The organism is Raoultella sp. T31, assembly GCF_002806725.1.
Classification (GTDB): Bacteria; Pseudomonadota; Gammaproteobacteria; order Enterobacterales; family Enterobacteriaceae; genus Klebsiella; species Klebsiella electrica.
Genome location: NZ_PIBO01000064.1, coordinates 1 through 17,246, shown reverse-complemented (window position 1 = coordinate 17,246; position 17,246 = coordinate 1). Strand labels below are relative to the sequence as shown.

The 17,246-nt window shown below is 53.8% G+C and carries 18 protein-coding genes and 1 tRNA gene; 7 read left to right on the top strand and 12 right to left on the bottom strand.

The genetic code is table 11. The features are described from left to right. Positions 1-527: 527 nt before the first annotated feature. Positions 528-603 (bottom strand) — tRNA-Thr (locus CWM52_RS25190). 340 nt (positions 604-943) lie between these two features. Between CWM52_RS25190 and CWM52_RS25185 the strand changes: the two genes are divergently transcribed. Genes CWM52_RS25185 through CWM52_RS25175 form a run of 3 tightly spaced genes read left to right on the top strand, consistent with a single transcriptional unit; the run spans position 944 to position 4,297 of the window. Continuing rightward, positions 944-1,318 carry a GtrA family protein gene (locus CWM52_RS25185; protein WP_227521340.1) on the top strand — a complete coding sequence of 125 codons (375 nt, stop codon included), beginning with the start codon at positions 944-946 and terminating at the stop codon, positions 1,316-1,318. Further along, positions 1,318-2,277 carry a glycosyltransferase family 2 protein gene (locus CWM52_RS25180; protein ID WP_100686554.1) on the top strand — a complete coding sequence of 320 codons (960 nt, stop codon included), beginning with the start codon at positions 1,318-1,320 and terminating at the stop codon, positions 2,275-2,277. The genes CWM52_RS25185 and CWM52_RS25180 overlap by 1 nt, the downstream gene beginning before the upstream one ends. Next, entirely contained in the window at positions 2,267-4,297 is a 2,031-nt protein-coding gene (locus tag CWM52_RS25175) for a hypothetical protein (protein ID WP_227521339.1), read from the top strand. Before CWM52_RS25180 ends, CWM52_RS25175 begins: the two co-directional genes overlap by 11 nt. Positions 4,298-4,346: 49 nt before the next feature. Here the strand turns inward: CWM52_RS25175 and proA are convergent, their stop codons facing one another. Both proA and proB read right to left on the bottom strand, forming a co-directional pair. Further along, positions 4,347-5,600 carry a glutamate-5-semialdehyde dehydrogenase gene (proA, locus tag CWM52_RS25170; RefSeq protein WP_100686552.1) on the bottom strand — a complete coding sequence of 418 codons (1,254 nt, stop codon included), beginning with the start codon at positions 5,598-5,600 and terminating at the stop codon, positions 4,347-4,349. A gap of 10 nt (positions 5,601-5,610) precedes the next feature. Next, positions 5,611-6,714, bottom strand: a complete 1,104-nt coding sequence (gene proB, locus CWM52_RS25165; protein WP_004858334.1) for a glutamate 5-kinase — start codon at positions 6,712-6,714, stop codon at positions 5,611-5,613. 291 nt (positions 6,715-7,005) lie between these two features. Here proB and phoE point away from each other — a divergent pair, with 291 nt between their 5' ends. Next, positions 7,006-8,061 carry a phosphoporin PhoE gene (phoE, locus tag CWM52_RS25160; RefSeq protein ID WP_100686551.1) on the top strand — a complete coding sequence of 352 codons (1,056 nt, stop codon included), beginning with the start codon at positions 7,006-7,008 and terminating at the stop codon, positions 8,059-8,061. An 86-nt stretch (positions 8,062-8,147) separates the two neighbouring features. On the opposite strand, the gene CWM52_RS25155 is transcribed toward phoE, so the two are convergent. Further along, on the bottom strand, positions 8,148-8,714 hold the full coding sequence (locus CWM52_RS25155; protein WP_100686550.1) for a C40 family peptidase: 567 nt from the start codon (positions 8,712-8,714) through the stop codon (positions 8,148-8,150). A 323-nt stretch (positions 8,715-9,037) separates the two neighbouring features. Here CWM52_RS25155 and CWM52_RS25150 point away from each other — a divergent pair, with 323 nt between their 5' ends. Genes CWM52_RS25150 through CWM52_RS26440 form a run of 3 tightly spaced genes read left to right on the top strand, consistent with a single transcriptional unit; the run spans position 9,038 to position 10,099 of the window. After that, positions 9,038-9,700, top strand: a complete 663-nt coding sequence (locus CWM52_RS25150; RefSeq protein ID WP_100686549.1) for an HAD family hydrolase — start codon at positions 9,038-9,040, stop codon at positions 9,698-9,700. A 46-nt stretch (positions 9,701-9,746) separates the two neighbouring features. Further along, the gene (locus CWM52_RS26445) at positions 9,747-9,899 is read left to right on the top strand and encodes a hypothetical protein (protein ID WP_165785443.1); all 153 of its coding nucleotides are present in this window, start codon (positions 9,747-9,749) and stop codon (positions 9,897-9,899) included. Positions 9,900-9,946: 47 nt separating this feature from the next. Next, entirely contained in the window at positions 9,947-10,099 is a 153-nt protein-coding gene (locus CWM52_RS26440) for a hypothetical protein (protein WP_165785442.1), read from the top strand. A gap of 91 nt (positions 10,100-10,190) precedes the next feature. Here the strand turns inward: CWM52_RS26440 and phnE (CWM52_RS25145) are convergent, their stop codons facing one another. The 8 genes from phnE (CWM52_RS25145) to CWM52_RS25110 all read right to left on the bottom strand — a co-directional run bounded on the left by phnE (CWM52_RS25145) (position 10,191) and on the right by CWM52_RS25110 (position 17,046). Next, positions 10,191-11,072, bottom strand: coding sequence for a phosphonate ABC transporter, permease protein PhnE (gene phnE, locus CWM52_RS25145; RefSeq protein ID WP_100686548.1), 882 nt, complete (start codon positions 11,070-11,072; stop codon positions 10,191-10,193). Further along, entirely contained in the window at positions 11,069-11,941 is an 873-nt protein-coding gene (phnE, locus tag CWM52_RS25140; RefSeq protein ID WP_100686547.1) for a phosphonate ABC transporter, permease protein PhnE, read from the bottom strand. The genes phnE (CWM52_RS25145) and phnE (CWM52_RS25140) overlap by 4 nt, the downstream gene beginning before the upstream one ends. A gap of 63 nt (positions 11,942-12,004) precedes the next feature. Continuing rightward, positions 12,005-12,946: a phosphonate ABC transporter substrate-binding protein gene (gene phnD / locus CWM52_RS25135; RefSeq protein ID WP_100686546.1), complete on the bottom strand. Its 942-nt coding sequence runs from the start codon at positions 12,944-12,946 to the stop codon at positions 12,005-12,007. Between the two features lie 23 nt (positions 12,947-12,969). Then, positions 12,970-13,812, bottom strand: a complete 843-nt coding sequence (gene phnC / locus CWM52_RS25130) for a phosphonate ABC transporter ATP-binding protein (protein ID WP_100686545.1) — start codon at positions 13,810-13,812, stop codon at positions 12,970-12,972. Between the two features lie 176 nt (positions 13,813-13,988). Continuing rightward, positions 13,989-14,678: an amino acid ABC transporter permease gene (locus tag CWM52_RS25125; protein WP_100686544.1), complete on the bottom strand. Its 690-nt coding sequence runs from the start codon at positions 14,676-14,678 to the stop codon at positions 13,989-13,991. Beyond that, complete coding sequence (locus CWM52_RS25120; protein ID WP_100686543.1) at positions 14,668-15,420, bottom strand: amino acid ABC transporter permease; 753 nt, start codon at positions 15,418-15,420, stop codon at positions 14,668-14,670. The genes CWM52_RS25125 and CWM52_RS25120 overlap by 11 nt, the downstream gene beginning before the upstream one ends. Continuing rightward, positions 15,417-16,235 (bottom strand): amino acid ABC transporter ATP-binding protein, encoded by an 819-nt coding sequence (locus CWM52_RS25115; protein ID WP_100686542.1) that lies wholly within the window; start codon positions 16,233-16,235, stop codon positions 15,417-15,419. Before CWM52_RS25115 ends, CWM52_RS25120 begins: the two co-directional genes overlap by 4 nt. 1 nt (position 16,236) lies before the next feature. Further along, positions 16,237-17,046 carry an ABC transporter substrate-binding protein gene (locus tag CWM52_RS25110; protein WP_100686541.1) on the bottom strand — a complete coding sequence of 270 codons (810 nt, stop codon included), beginning with the start codon at positions 17,044-17,046 and terminating at the stop codon, positions 16,237-16,239. Positions 17,047-17,246 lie beyond the last annotated feature (200 nt).

Here is a 17,246-nt window from a genome sequence, read left to right as displayed (position 1 = left end):
AATTGGGCGGATTATCAGAGCAGCGCGTGAGATTGCTGGCATTGGCTCACCTGATTGAATCGGCATGAGTGATTTCAAGGCAATAGCAGCCATTTAGCGCCGTGATGGGACACCATAACAAGCGCCTTATGCGCATCTTTCAGTTAACCGTTCTCTTATCGAGTACCGTTCGTTTATGGCACGGTGAACACCACGAGAGAGCCAGCCCCTTTCCCGGACTGGTTAGGATTCCCATCATTTGCTCGTTTATCCGTGGCGTGTCATCACGACAGGCTGTTACGGGACACCGCGCTAAGTGTGGAACGGTTAAAAGTGTTGGGATTGATTAGAGACGCTGGCAACGTCATAGGCTTCGAGTTGAGCTTGTACCTGTTCGAGCTGTACAACTACAGGCCGTTACAGTTAACATTCCCAATTGCCATATCAACCATAACGGCAGTTATGAGGGATGATTTACCGATTCTTATAGATGAATAAAAGACAGATTTTTAAGTCTAACTTATTGATTTATAAGGATCTTTACATGATGGTGCCGATAATAGGAGTCGAACCTACGACCTTCGCATTACGAATGCGCTGCTCTACCAACTGAGCTATATCGGCCCTGAAGAGGACGTGCCCACGAATGTGAATCACGGGGTAGAAGGTTAAAACTAAGTCGAGGGGGCGTCAATGCCCTCTTGTATTGAATGGCTATTTTTCCAGCACTTGCACGGCGTTAAGCAGCAAATTGTCCCACTTCCACGACGATCGTTGACCGGGTCCAGGTCACTGAGGGTGTTGGCCGCTCTGAAGCCGTGCATTTTTTGAATACCGTCGCCGCAACTCACAGGATTTGCAAAAATGCTAACTGCATGCCATTCAAGGACATTGGCTAACCTTAGTAGTTGTCAGCTTTCCCCTGAATGATAAAATTAGTAGCGGCTAATAACAGGATGATGCAGTGAAAAGAATACTTTCTAATCCCGCGTTGAAATACGTAATGGTGGGGTTGTTGAATACAGCAATAACTGCGGTGGTGATATTCTTATTAATGTCTGCCGGAGTTGGGGTATATATATCAAATGCCATGGGATATGTGGTCGGTATTCTTTTTAGCTTTGTCGTTAATTCGTTGTTTACGTTTTCAATAGCGCTGACCGGCAAACGGTTTATAAAATTTCTGGCATCTTGTGCTATGTGCTGGGTAGCAAATATTATAACGATCAAAATATTTTTATTGATATTTCCTGATTTGATTTATATATCTCAGTTATGTGGCATGATCGTTTACACAATTGCTGGTTTTTTAATTAATAAACTCTGGGTGATGAAATAATGAAAAAACCAAAGTTGGCTATTGTTGTACCATGTTACAATGAAGAAGAGGTATTTAGTTACTGCTTATCTGAATTACAAGCGGTTCTTACACAGTTAGTCTCGGCGGCACTGATTTCGGCAGATAGCTATATTTTATTTGTTGATGATGGTAGTCGTGATGCAACGTGGCAGTTGATTGCTCAATCATCGAGAGATTACTCCATGGTTAAAGGGGTTAAGCTTTCAAGAAACCGTGGTCATCAGGTTGCCCTGGTTGCGGGTCTTGAAGCCGCCGAATCTGATATTACCGTGAGCATTGATGCGGATCTTCAGGATGATACTTCCGTTATTGCATTAATGGTTAAAGAATATCTCAATGGAAATGAGATTGTATATGGCGTACGTAACGATCGGACTTCAGATTCCCCATTTAAAAGAAAAACCGCAGGCCTCTTTTATAGCTTCATGAAATGGATGGGAGTGCAACAGATTCCTCAGCATGCTGATTTTAGATTGTTAAGTGATCGTGCTAAAAAGGCGCTGCTGAGCTTTAAAGAGCAAAATTTATATTTACGTGGGTTGGTGCCGCTGATTGGTTATCGTGCCACTCAGGTAGCATATTCGAGAACAGTGCGTCTGGCCGGCGAGTCGAAGTATCCATTGAAAAAAATGCTTGCTCTGGCCATTGAAGGTATTACTTCACTGACCATTACGCCATTAAGAATTATCGCTGTCTCAGGGTTTGCGATCAGTGTTATTTCGGTTTTGGCAGCAATTTACGCACTGTTCGAAAAATTCACTGGAAATACCGTTGAAGGTTGGACTTCAGTCATGATCGCAATTTTCTTCCTCGGCGGAGTGCAGATGCTATCGTTAGGTATCATAGGTGAGTATGTAGGTAAAATTTATATGGAGGCCAAACGTCGGCCTAAATATTTTATCGAAAAAACAACGCAGCAGAAGGTTGATGATGAATAGCGAAAAAATTATCAGGGGAATACTGTATGTGGCTTCTGTGGCCATATTATCAGCACTTTGCTATTCGTTTGTGGCAAGTGAAAATCAGGCTTATACATGGGATTCCAGATTTTACTGGGTAGTATGGAATGAATATACTGGGTTATTGCATGATTCATTTAGCCAATGGCTTGGTAATATAAAATCTTCAGTCTATTCAACAGACTACAACCCATTGCCAATAATTGCGCTGATCCCGTTTAACTATCTGCCAACGGGGAATCGGGAAGCTTACATCTTAGGGGTATATATTCTTTATTTGTTACCATTTGCTTATATTGCCATGCGTTTGTTTACTTCTGCTGCAGGTTTGGATAAAAAATATCAGCCCTATGTTTTCATTTTTATAGCAAGTTTCATTCCTTTTGTTACACCAACATTGCGTGGCTATCCTGATATTGTAGGAATGATTCCACTATCGCTGTGCTGCTTGATTTTGTTTAAAGTTGATATTTTAAACTATCGTGGATACCGTTTTATATTGCTTGCAATCGCCGTGGGGGTGTTGCTGTGGCTGCCCTTTGCTTTCCGGCGGTGGTATGCATATAGCGTGGTTTCATTGTTTATCACTTTACCTTTTCTGAATACTTTTTTGTTTGGTGGGGAGGCGAGGTTTAGTAAAGAGAGAATATTTAAATACTTTTCTTTCTTTACCATTTCTGCGGTGGTGGTTATTTTTGCAGTCTGTCTCTTTCAGTTTGAACTGGCGAAAAGAATACTGACGACCAACTATTCTGATATTTATTCAGCATACAAAGCGACTGAAGAGGCAACGTTACTCATAACCCTTAACTACGCAGGGTTATATCTGCTGCCATTGATTTTTCTGGGTGTGACCTATATCTTCTTCGGTTCCAGTTCCCGACTTAAAGTTCTTTGTGCTTTTGCACTGGCTAACTTTATCATCACTTATATTATATTTACCCGAACACAGACGCCCGGGATGCAGCATGGGATGCCGCTCTGTTTTTGGTTGGCGATACTCGTGCTTTCGGCTTTAAAGCTATTCTTTGATAAGTTAAAAAAAGGGCTGGCGACAACGCTTACCATCGCATTCGCATTATTGACGGCTGCGGTCTTCATTAGCACCTATTCAAAACCATTTGGTAAACCGGAATGGGTCAGCCGCTATCTTCCCGGTAAAGAATATCCGCTCAGATTAGAGAACTTTGACCATTATCATGAGCTTATTGCCTTTATGAGTGCGCGTATCGGTGCGGATGATAAGGTAGCTGTTTTTGCCTCCAGTGGTTCGCTGAATAATGATCTGTTTGCAGCTATTTCACCGGCATCATTTGTCAGTCATATCGCCAATGTCTCACAGGTAGACTTGCGTGATAAACTGACGATTGAAGCCTTTAGTTCTCGTTATGCTATTGTGACCGACCCCACACAAACGCACCTTGATATTCATGGGCAGCAGGTTATCTCTCTGCCAAATAACCTTATCCTGGAAGGCAAGGGGATCGGTGCTGCTTATATAAGAGTGAGCCAGCCCTTTATACTCAGTGGCGGTGTTCAGGCATACGTCTATGAAAAAACAAGACCGTATACGATCGATGAATACCGAAGCATGATTGATGAATTTGCCCGCTCCTATCCTTCATGGAAAGCGGAATATGAAAATAATCTTACGGAGAGTTATCTGAGCGCGGCGGTACAGAAAGGCGACACCTGGGGTCAGTTTAGTATGTATCGTGAAGGGCGAATCTACGCCCATCCGGGCGCAACGACGCCGACTGTTGTCAGGATGTTTGTCGGGGAATATGACACGTTACGTATTACTTCCGTCAATAAAAACTGCGGGAAAACCGATGGGGTGAAGGTGATCATCGAGGATGCGACGCAGCGTGTAGAAAAGCATATTGCCACGGCGGAGAACGTGGTTGTCGATATGCGTGATTTTCACAACAAAGATATTACCCTGATTATTGATAACAATGGCTCTTCTGCCTGCGATGGCCTGGAGATTAGCCAGTAAATAAAAATGGGGGCAATCGCCCCCATTTCACTGCTGCTGTCGATTTGACTTAAGCACGAATCGTATCGTCGCCGAAACCAATCCATTTATAGGTCGTTAACGCTTCCAGGCCCATCGGGCCGCGCGCGTGCAGTTTCTGGGTGCTGACCGCCACTTCTGCGCCGAGGCCGAACTGGCCGCCGTCGGTAAAGCGGGTAGAGGCGTTAATGTAGACCGCTGAAGAATCCACTTCGTTGATAAAGCGGTTGGCATTGCTCAGCGTACGGGTCAGGATGGCATCAGAATGCTGGGTACCGTGCTCGCGGATATGCGCGATGGCCTCGTCGAGGCCGGCAACCACTTTGACATTCAGATCCAGCGACAGATACTCATCGTTGTACTGTTCCGCCTTCACCGGCTCGACGCTTGCCGGGCCGTTTTGCAATACCGGCAGGGTGGCGGCGTCAGCATGCAGCGTTACGCCGCTTTCCGCCATCTGTGTGCTCAGGGCTGGCAGGAAACGGTCGGCGATATGCTGATTCACCAGTAAGGTTTCTACCGAGTTACAGGCGCTTGGGCGTTGAACTTTGGCATTGACGATGATCTTCAGCGCTTCAGCAATGTCGGCGGAATCATCAATATAGATATGACACACGCCAATCCCGCCGGTGATCACCGGAATCGTGGACTGCTCGCGGCACAGCTTGTGCAGACCGGCGCCGCCGCGCGGGATCAGCATATCGATGTACTTATCCATCTTCAGCATCTCGCCAACCAGCGCGCGATCCGGGTTCTCAATCGCCTGGACCGTTGCGGCCGGCAGCCCGCACTCCTCCAGCGCCCGCTGAATCACTCTCACTGTGGCGGCATTGGTGCGCCAGGTCTCTTTTCCCCCGCGCAAAATCGCGGCATTGCCGGTTTTCAGGCACAGGGAAGCAACATCGACAGTGACGTTAGGGCGGGCTTCATAAATCACCCCCACCACGCCCAGCGGCACGCGGCGGCGTTCGATGCGCAGGCCGCTGTCAAGCAGACCGCCATCGATCACCTGGCCGACCGGATCGGCCAGATTACATACCTGGCGCACGTCGTTCGCAATGCCATTCAAACGCGCCGGGTTCAACGCCAGACGGTCAAGCAGCGCCTCGCTCAGGCCATTGGCGCGCGCTTCCGTCAGGTCTTCGGCGTTTGCGCGCAGAATTTCTTCACTCTGCGCTTCGAGATAATCGGCGATCTTTTCCAGCACCTGATTCTTTTCACGGCTGGAGAGTTGCGCGAGTTGGTAAGAGGCCGCCTTGGCAGCAATGCCCATTTGTTCCAGCATTTTCAGCTCCTTAACGGATAATCATATCGTCACGATGGACGGCAACCGGGCCGTATTCGTAGCCCAGAATGGCATCAATCTGCTGCGAGTGCTGGCCAGCAATCAGGCGCAGCGCATCGCTGTTGTAGCGGCTGACGCCGTGGGCAATATCGCGTCCTTCGCTATTGCGGATGCGAATAACTTCACCGCGGGAAAAGTTACCCGTGACGGTTTTGATGCCTTTTGGCAGCAGTGAACTGCCGCGTTCCAGAATCGCCTGGGTGGCGCCGGCATCCACGCTGATTTCACCCGCCGGCGGGGCGCCGAAGATCCAGCGCTTGCGGTTCTCCAGCGGTGATTCCTGGGCGTGGAAACGGGTACCGACCGATACGCTCTCCATCACATCGGCAATCACGCCGGGACGGTTGCCGGCGGCAATAATGGTGTCGATACCTGCACGGCAGGCGACATCGGCGGCCTGCAGCTTGGTTCCCATACCGCCGGTGCCCAGGCCGGAAACGCTATCGCCGGCGATGGCGCGCAGGGCGTCATCAATGCCATAGACATCTTTGATCAGCTCTGCCTGCGGGTTATTACGCGGATCGGCGGTGAACAGACCCGGCTGGTCGGTCAGTAGCAGCAGCTTATCGGCGCCGGCAAGGATCGCCGCCAGCGCGGAGAGGTTGTCGTTATCGCCGACTTTAATCTCGGCGGTCGCCACAGCGTCATTTTCGTTAATGACCGGCACGATGTTGTTATCCAGCAGCGCGCGCAGGGTATCGCGGGCGTTGAGGAAACGCTCGCGGTCTTCCATATCCGCACGGGTCAGCAGCATCTGGCCAACGTGAATACCATAAATGGAAAACAGCTGTTCCCACAGCTGGATCAGACGGCTCTGTCCTACCGCAGCCAGAAGCTGTTTCGACGCAATGGTCGCGGGCAGTTCCGGGTAGCCGAGATGCTCACGCCCGGCGGCAATGGCCCCGGAGGTCACAATGACAATTCGGTGGCCCATGGCGTGCAGCTGTGCGCATTGACGCACTAATTCGACGATATGGGCGCGGTTCAGGCGACGGGATCCGCCCGTTAAAACACTGGTGCCCAGTTTTACCACCAGCGTCTGGCTATCACTCATGATTCTCTGCCGTTCAAAAAGGAATATCGATATCGAGCTGATGTTGTAACAGGACTCAGGCCGCTTGCCAACACCTGGCGTATTGGGAGGGCCACTTTATTGCGCGAGATCGGTCATTATGGAGGAGTGTGATGACAATTTTATGACAGAAACATCTAAATACTCTTTTTTATGAAAAGTTCCATGTTGTCATAAAACTTTAATATCTGAGCGTTAAAAAACCTCCTGTTTTTCACGGGGCCTTCGCCCGGAATTGATTAGCGCGTATAAATAAATCACCAGGACTGAATAATGAAAAAGAGCTCACTGGCATTACTGATGATGGGTGTTGTTGCTTCTTCAGCTACACAGGCAGCAGAAGTTTATAATAAAAATGGCAACAAACTGGACGTGTACGGCAAAGTCAGAGCGATGCACTACTTCAGCGACTATGACAGCAAAGATGGCGACCAGACCTATGTACGTTTCGGCATCAAAGGCGAAACGCAGATTAACGACCAACTGACCGGCTACGGTCGTTGGGAATCCGAATTCTCCGGCAACAAAACGGAAAGCGACTCCACCCAGAAAACCCGTCTGGCGTTTGCTGGTCTGAAATTGAAAAACTTCGGTTCTTTCGATTACGGTCGTAACCTCGGTGCTCTGTATGACGTTGAAGCCTGGACCGATATGTTCCCGGAATTCGGCGGCGACTCTTCCGCGCAGACCGATAACTTCATGACCAAGCGTGCCAATGGTCTGGCGACCTACCGTAACACCGATTTCTTCGGTGTGGTTGATGGCCTGGATATGACCCTGCAGTATCAGGGTAAAAACGAAGGCGGCCGTGACGCTAAGAAACAAAACGGTGACGGTTTTGGTACCTCTTTAAGCTATGACTTCGGTGGCAGCGACTTCGCCGTCAGCGCGGCGTATACCAACTCTGACCGCACGAATGCGCAGAACCTGCTGTCCCGCGGCGTGGGTAAAAAAGCAGAAGCCTGGGCAACCGGTCTGAAATATGACGCCAACAATATCTACCTGGCGACCATGTATTCCGAAACCCGCAACATGACCCCAATCAGCGGCGGTTTTGCTAACAAGGCACAGAACTTTGAAGCGGTTGCTCAGTACCAGTTCGACTTCGGTCTGCGTCCGTCCCTGGGCTATGTGCTGTCAAAAGGCAAAGATATCGAAGGTGTGGGTAACGAAGATCTGGTCAACTATATCGATGTTGGCATGACCTATTACTTCAACAAAAACATGAACGCCTTCGTTGATTATAAAATCAACCAGCTGAAGAGCGATAATAAACTCGGCATCAACGATGATGACATCGTGGCTGTGGGTATGACTTATCAGTTCTGATTAGGCTGACGCCAGGACGGCGTAAACGATACAGGGAAGGATCAAAAAAGCCGCGGCGCCTGGCGCCGCGGCTTTTTTATGTGCAATCAGTGATTTTTAGCGACGTGCAGGTTGTCATTATTCATGGTGATCTGCGCGTTATATTCTTTCGGCAGGCGACGCGCCTGGTAGAACACCGAATTCCAGTAAGGGTTGTCCAGCGAAGAACGCATAACGCCCTGGCTGCTGGAGGCGTGCAGGAAGCTGTGCTCGGTGTCATAGAAACCGACGTGCATCCCGCCATGAATCCGGAAGAAGACCAGGTCCCCCGGACGGAGCTGCTGCCTGCTGACGCGAATGCCCATATGCAGGAGATCGCCCGTCGTTACGCGATCCATGGGCAAATTGAAGCGGTCCTTGAGCGTTCGCCAGACGAAGCCGGAACAGTCGACGCCGCTTTGCTCGGTACCGCCCCATTCATAGGGGGTGCCGTGCCAGGTGTGCATTTGATCGTGAAGGGCGGCAACCACCGGAATCAGATCGTCAGATCCGCTATCGATCGGCGCATATTGATCTCCGGCGGCGGTTTTTGACGGATGTTTAGATGAAGATGAGCATCCTGCCAGAATCAAAAACGGCATCAATAATAAAGCGTGAGCAAGTTTAGGCGTCATATCGTTATTTTTCGTAAAGGAGAATGGGCCGTGGGTATTTATAGCGTATCCGCCATATTGGCAGAATGGTTCACTAAAAAATTTACGAAACCTTACGTAGCGTAAATCTGTTACTTCACACTCTTCATTTGCGCAGTTAAATATAAGAGAAAAAATTGGGGGTGTTTGTTAATAAATTTTTCACTATGAAACACTATTTCGCGATCCTGACCGTTTTCCCTCTCTTTTTGCTACCCTTTGTCCGGTGCGCAGGCGAGCCATTCTCCGTCATCTTGCTTAAGCATGCTCTGGCGAGCCAATTTTGCTGATTAGGGAAAATAATGATGGCCAAAAATCTGACGATTTTCGATCTGGATAATACCTTGATTAAGGGCGACAGCAGCACGGTATGGAGCCGGTTCCTGGTGCGCGAAGGGTGGGTGAGCGATCCGGCGTATCTGGCGCGGGAAGCGACGCTGATGGACGATTACGATCGCGGTGAAATGAATATCGCCGACTACGTGGCCCTGATTCAGGCTCCGCTGATCGGCGTGCCGAAGCCGGAAGTGGACTCTCTGCTCGCGCGCTGCGTGCGCGAAGAGATTGTGCCGCGCGTTTATCCGCAGGCGTGGGATCTCATTCGTACTCTCCAGGCGGGAGGCGAGCAGATGCTGGTTATCTCGGCGTCGGTCAGCCTGTTAGTGCAAGCGGTAGCGGCGGAGCTGGGGATTGAGCAGGCGTTAGGTATCGATGTGGAGATGGCCGATGGCTGTTATAGCGGGGTGATTGCCGGGACGCCGAGCTATCAGCAGGGGAAAGTCGTGCGTCTGGCGCAGTGGCGACAGGCGCATCCCGCGTATTCTGGTGAGGTGACTTTCTATACCGATTCGATAAACGACTTGCCGCTGTGTCTGCATGCCGACCATGTCCGGCTGGTTAACCCATGCCCGCAGCTGGCGGCGGCGAATGCCAGCCACAACTGGCCAGTGCTGGAGTGGCGGCTGTGATTTTCCCCGGAGGCGGTGCTGCGCACCTGTCCGGGCTACGGGCCGGGTGCTGCGGTGGTTAACTACCGCTGGCGCGGGCACGATAATCTGGCGTGTTGATGCCTTCCCGGAGGCGGTGCTGCGCACCTGTCCGGGCTACGGGCCGGGTGCTGCGGTGGTTAACTATCGCTGGCGTGGGCACGATAATCTGGCGTGTTGATGCCTTCCCGGAGGCGGTGCTGCGCACCTGTCCGGGCTACGGGCCGGGTGCTGCGGTGGTTAACTATCGCTGGCGTGGGCACGATAATCTGGCGTGTTGATGCCTTCCCGGAGGCGGTGCTGCGCACCTGTCCGGGCTACGGGCCGGGTGCTGCGGTGGTTAACTATCGCTGGCGTGGGCACGATAATCTGGCGTATTGATGCCTTCCCGGAGGCGGTGCTGCGCACCTGTCCGGGCTACCAAACAGCATGAACCTGTAGCCCGGATAAGCGCAGCGCGATCCGGGAAAAGCTAATCGGCTTTAAATAGCGGCACCACGCTACCGCCAATATAGCGGCGGCGTAACCACGCCGAGAGCGTATCCATCGCCATGACCACGACCACCAGCAGCAGGGTAATAAACATCACCACGTCCCAGTTCCACAGCCGCATGTTTTCCGCATAAATCAGGCCGATACCGCCGGCGCCGACAAAGCCTAACACCGCGGCGGAACGGGTATTCGACTCAATCTGATACAGGCTCAGCGCCAGAAATGTCGGGAAAGACTGGGTAAAAATGCCGAAGCGGTGCTTCTGTAGACCGTTCGCGCCCACCGCGGTCAGCCCGCGTCCCGGCGAGCGGTCAACCGCCTCATGCCCTTCCGCATACAGCCGCCCGAGCAACCCGGTATCCTGCATAATAATCGCCAGCACCCCGGCCAGCGGCCCGAGACCCACGGCGCGGACGAAAATCAGCCCCCAGATAGCCATATCAATGCCGCGCAGCACGTCAAACAGGCGGCGCATCAGCAGAGCGATAAATCCGGGAATCAATCCGCGCATAATATTACGCGCTGCGAGGAAAGAGAGCAGCAGCGCAATCACCGTCGCGGTCAGGGTCCCGACGAAGACAATCGCCAGAGTGATGCCGATTTGCGTGAAATAGTAGGCAAACGGCCAGTTGAAAAAGTCGTGCCAGACGAACATCCGCAGCAGATAACGGCCGATTTGCTGCAGACCGCTAGTGAGCTGCTCGCCGCTGATGCCAAACTGGGTAAAAAACCAGACGTAGTAAAGCAGGCCCGCCAGCGTCAGCAGACCGACGAAGCGCAAATAGCGCCCCTGGGCTTGATACAGTTGCCGATGCTGCCGACGGCTGGCGGCGACATCCGGTTGGCTCTGCCATTGACTCATTTTTTACCCTCAAGAACCCACTGTCGCAGGCGGCCGGACAGCATATCCAGCAGCGACACCACGATGATGATCAGCAGCAGCGTGATGCTGACCTGATCGTAACGATCCAGCTTGATGTTGGTCATCAGCTCCTGACCGATCCCGCCGGCACCCACCAGCCCAAGAATGGTTGACGAGCGAAAGTTAATCTCCAGACGCATAAAGCCGTAGGAGAGAAAAATCGGTTTGACCTGCGGCCACAGCGCGAAGCGAATGCGCTGGACAGGCGAAGCCCCGCAGGCCATCAGGCCGCGTACTGGTTTGTCCTGTGCGCTTTCCACCGCTTCGTAAAACAGCTTAGTCAGGCTGCCGATGGTGTGCAGCATCAGGGCCAGAAACCCGGGAATGGCGCCGATGCCGAAGGCCATCACGAAAATCACCGCCCACGCCAGCTCCGGCATAGTGCGTAAAAACGCCACCAGAATGCGGATGGCGAAACGCAGCGGCGGCGGCGACCAGGCGTTATTGGCGGCGAGGAACGCCAGCAGGGTAGCAATGACCACCGCAATCAGCGTGGAAGCCAGCGCCAGTTGTAATGTTTCCCAGATAAGCGGCAGCTGAATCGGCAGACGATAGCCCCAGTAGGCCAGCGAGCCTTTGGTGTGGACATCGGCGAACAGCGTGCTGACGTGGAGCGTCGGCAGCGTCTCAAACATATAATCGAGAAAATTCGGCAGAGAGTGCCAGATGGTGAAGAGATTAAATTCAGCGGCGCTGCCGGCGGCGAAATACAGCACCAGCAGGAGCACCGACCAGCTAAAGGTATCGCGCTTTTGTCGCGCCCGTATCTGCTGGTAATAACGTTCAAATTCGGTGTTCGATATATTCATACGCGGGTCTTCAGGATGTTGCCGCCTCACGCGGACTGCCACGGAGGCGGCGTTGGGGCGAGATTAACGGGCGCTTACCAGCTCGCGTTTCATATCGATAATCTGCTGGAAGTCGGCCACGCTGCCCGGACCGATATGCTGAGTACCGCCCATCGCTTTCACAAAGCAGGAGTGGTTGTCGGTATCCAGCTTTTTGATAGCGGTGATGACTTTGGCTTTAAAGTCAGCCGGCAGCGCGTTGCTGACCAGGATCGGGCCGTTAGGGATCAGCGGCGATTGCCAGATGATACGGATCTGTTTCATCAGATCCGGATGATCCATACGAATCAGACGGTTGAAAGCACCGACGCTGTAGCCGCTGTTGTAGTCGCCGACCATCGAGGTCCAGGTGACCGCACCCGCGAACTGGCCGTTCAGCACGCCCAGGATGTCCTGCTCGTGGCCGCCGGAGAAGGTGACGCTGGAGAAGAAGTTGTTGTATTTGTTATCCGAAGTGCCGCCGAATTTCTGTTTGAAGGCGTGGTTCGGGATCAAATAGCCGGAAGTGGAGTCCGGGTCGGCAAAGCCGAATGCTTTACCTTTCAGATCTTCTAACTTCTTATACGGGCTGTCGGCTTTGACAATGACCACCGAGTGGTAGCCACGGGACTGATCTTTATCATCCACGGCGATACCAACAATATCGACCGCTTTCGGGTTATTGATATAAACCGAAGCGTAAGACGAAGGCGACATACTCAACACGACGTCCACTTTACCGCCCAGCAGACCCTGAATAACGCCGGAATAGTCAGAGGAGTTGCGTAATTTGGTATCGACGTTCAGCTCTTTGTCGAGAAACTGTTTTACACACTGGTTATCACCAATTTGCTGGGTGGCGTTCTGACCCCCCAGGATCCCCAGGTTTAATTCTTTTGGCTGTTCCGCAGCGCCAGCCTGCCATGCCATCATCATTCCCGCGACCGCGGCGGATATACGAACTGCACCAGTGATGTATTGTTTCATTATATTGTCCGTGTGAGTGGAAATTAATGCAATTGGCTAATTTCATCCCCGTACAGCCGATGCAGAATATCCTGAGTCAGCCGTAAGGGATGGTCGTCAAAAATAATGTTGCCCTTCGCTACGCCAATCACCCGCGTGCAATACTCTTTCACCAGTTCCACCGAGTGCAGGTTCACCATCACGCTGATGCCCTGTTCACTGATTTCGCGCAGTACGTTCATGATGCGCTGGGTGTTTTTCGGATCGAGAGAGGCGACAGGCTCATCGGCCAGCAAAATACCGGGGTTCTGCATCAGCGCGCGACAAATCGCCACGCGCTGCATCTGCCCGCCGGAGAGGTTTTCTGCCCGCTGCAGGGCATGGGGCAGCATATTCATCCACTCCAGCAGCGAGATGGCGCGCGCGCGGTCGGCGTCAGGGAAGATCTTAAACAGGGATTTCAGCGTGGAAGTCTGGCTCAGCCGGCCCAGCAGGACGTTGGTTAACACGTCAAGACGCGGCACCAGGCAGAAGTCCTGGAAAATCATGCCGCACTCGCTACGCCAGGCGTTCAGCGCGCGGCCTTTTAGCTTCGCCACATCGTGCGGCGTGCCCACTTCCGGGTAGCTGAGGATCTCACCGCTGGTGGCGCTGTGGGTACCGTTCAGCACATGCAGCAGCGTCGACTTCCCGGCGCCGGAGCGGCCAATCACGCCCACCAGCTCGCCGGCATGCAGATCAAAACTGATGTTATCGAGTACGGTTTGCTGCGCGCTGTAAGACTTATTCAGGTTACGCACGCTTAAGACTTTCCGCTGCCGGTCGGTATTCGGCTGACCAAAATGCGGATAATCGGTTTCGGTTACCGCGGCAAGAGAACTATTCATAAGAGCGTCCAGATTCGTCATTAAACTGGGCACTATTAATGGTTTTTTATGTGATCGTTATATGACGGTAAGACGAAAAAACGGTGAACGGTGCGGTTATTGCGCGAGCAATGTCGCCCAATCCGTCGGGACGAAGGGCCAGACCGGCGGCGCAGGGGTGGATGCGCCGCCGTGTCTTAGCCGCGGGCGTAGCGCCGGAGATAACGACGGTTAGCCAGCAGACTCAGGCCGCAGCACAGCAGGTAATAGACCGCGCCGGTGAAGACAAAAATCGCCAGTGGGTAGATTTGTACCCGGTTATTGACCTGGCCGGCGACGGTGGTGAGCTCCGGCACGTTGACAATAAACGCCAGCGAGGTGTCTTTCAGCAGGTTGATAAAAATCCCGACCAGCGAGGGCTGAACATTGCGCAGCGCCTGCGGCAGCAGGATCACACGCAGCGCTTGCCCGGCAGAAAATCCCTGGGTTCGCGCCGCTTCAAATTGCCCGGCGGGCAATGACTGCAGCCCCGCCAGCACCGAGTGCATCACCGAGGCGGCGGTAAACCACGCCAGCGCCAGGGTGACGGTCACCGCCCCCGGCAGGTCGCTCCCGGTCAGCATCGGCAGAAGATACCAGAGCCAAAAAATGACGAAAATAAGCGGAATGCCGCGAATCAACTCCGCCCACAGGAACAGCAGCCGGCGCACCAGGCCGCCATAACGCCAGGCGGCGCCTGCCAGCAGAATACCGAGGGGAAGCGCCAGCGCCGCGGCGCCGAGCGCCATCATCAGCGTCAACGCCACGCCGCCGGGAATGCCGTCCGCCAGCCGTCCCCACAGCAGGTAATCGAGGTTATCGGCGATAACCGCCAGATTAGCGTTCATGCTGTGCGCTCCTGTGCTGCGTGTTGCCCGGACCCAGACGCGCCAGCGCCATCCCCATCACCACCCCAAGCGCCAGATACAGCGCCGTGCCGACGGCGAAGGCTTCCAGCGCGTGGGCGTTATAGCTTTCGATTTGCCGCACCTGGTAGGTCAGTTCGGCAAAGCCGATGCCGCTGGCCAGCGACGAGAGCTTCATCAGGTTCAGATACTGGCCGATAATCGGTTGCCAGGCGTTCGCCAGCCCCTGCGGCAGCAGAATATGACGCAGTTCGCCCCACGGGGTAAAACCCTGCGCAAGGGCGGCTTCCCGCTGACCGTGGCTGACGGCGCGCAGCCCGGAGGCGATCTCTTCGACCAGAAACGCCGAGGTGAATACCCCCAGCCCCCACATCGAGCAGAGAAACTCCGGGGTCAGCCACCAGACGTTACCCGGCAGAATGGACCAGGCGTGGTCGGCATTGATGAAATCTCGCGCCGTCAGCGGCAGCAGGTTCCAGGCGGCGAAATACCAGAACAGTAGTTGTACCAGCAGCGGCGTATTGCGAAACAGCGAGACCCAGCAGGCCACCAGCCCGCGTCCGGCGCGGCCGCCGCCTAAGCGCAGCGCCAGCAGCAGCACCGCCAGGAGCGTGGCCAGCACCATCCCGGCGAGGCTGACCCACACGGTGGTCAGAAAGCCGGAGATTATCCACTGCAGCGGCTGCCCGCTCAGTACGCCGTGCCAGTCGAGACCCGGGGTCACTCGAGACCCTCCTGGTGCAGCGGATTGAGCACCTTTTGCAGAAAACGCCGCGTGCGGGCGTGCTGTGGCCGGGCGAAAAAGTCCGCCGGCGGCGCCACTTCGAGAATATCGCCGCCGTCGATAAACACCACCCGGTCGGCAATTTCACGGGCAAACTGCATCTCATGCGTCACCACCACCATGGTAATGCCGCTGTGCGCCAGCTGCTTCATGACCAGCAACACTTCGCCGATCATTTCCGGATCCAGTGCCGAGGTGGGTTCATCGAAGAGAATAATTTGCGGCGACGAGGCGAGGGCGCGGGCAATGGCTACGCGTTGCTGCTGGCCGCCGGAGAGCTGGGCCGGCATCTGGCGGGCTTTATCCTCCAGCCCGACCTGTTGCAGCAGCGCCAGCGCGCGTTCGCGGGCGGCGGTTTTTTCCCAGCCGTGCACGCGCTCCAGAGCCAGGGTGATATTTTCCTGCGCCGTCAGATGGGCATAGAGGTTGAACTGCTGGAAAACAAAGCCTACGCGGCTGCGTAACTGACGCAGCGCGCTGTCCGTAAGGTGGCGAGTGGGTTTGCCGTCGATCAGAATCTCGCCTGCGCTAAGGGATTCGAGCTGATTGACCAGGCGGATCAGCGTTGATTTCCCCGATCCTGACGGCCCGAGGATCGCGACCACTTCCCCGGGTTCGACCTGTAGATTGATACCGTTGAGCACCTGATGGTCGCCGTAGCGTTTTGCCGCCTGGCGAAATTCTATACTGGCGCGCTGCAAATGCGAAAAATCCGCGGACGAAGCCGCGGAGCGTGAAAACAGACCCGATAACATATTATTTAGCTTCTATGGTAAACGCGCGCGGCTGTGGAGTTTTGGTGGCAGGGCCAAACCAGACATCATAGATTTTGGCGGCCTGGCCAGATTTTTCCAGATTGACCAGTTCGTCGTTGACCGCTTTCAGCAGCGCCGGTTCGCCTTTCTTGACGCCAACGCCAATCTCTTCTTTGCTCAGCAAATCGGGGATGATTTTAAAGTTGGCTTTGTCCGGCGCCTCTGCCAGCAGGCCGGCGAGAATGGTGCTGTCCTGGGTGATGGCCTGCACGTTACCGTTACGCAGGGCGGTCAGCGCCAGCGGGATATCGTCATAAGAGAGCACGCGTGATTGCGGGAAGCGCTGATGCAGCGCCTGTTCGCCGGTGGTGCCTTTTACCGCGCCGATGCGCGCTTTGCTGTAATCCTCAAGCTTGTCCGCCGATTTCACCGGGACGAGGAACTGCTGGCCGGTAACGAAGTATGGTGTAGAGAAATCAATAACCTGTGCACGCTCCGGCGTAATGGTGATATCGGCGACGATCAGGTCGGCCTTGCCGGATTGCAGCAGCGGGATACGGTTCGCCGGGTTAGTGGCGACCAGCTCCAGTTTTACGCCGAGCGATTTCGCCAGCGCCTGAGCGAAATCAACGTCATAGCCCACCAGCTGGTGAGTTTTCGGGTCGACCGAACCAAACGACGGGTTCGCATCGAAGGTGGCGACTTTTACCACGCCAGCGGCTTTGATATCTGCCAGCTGGTCTGCCTGAGCCTGGGCGGTCAGCGCCAGAATCCCCAGCGCCAGCGCGATTTTTGTTTTTGCAATGCGCATGATTATTTCCCCTGAATCCCTGTTTTTATGTTGTGGCTGTTACGCTCCCACAAACCGACCGTCTCCGACAAAGAAGAAAAAGTTCTTATCTATATCAAAAAAGAACTTAGGAAGAGCATGGGTATTTCCCCGGTGGCGCTATGCTGACCGGGCTACGGGTCCACCGCGATATTGTGCTTTGTAGCCCGGACAGGCGCGCA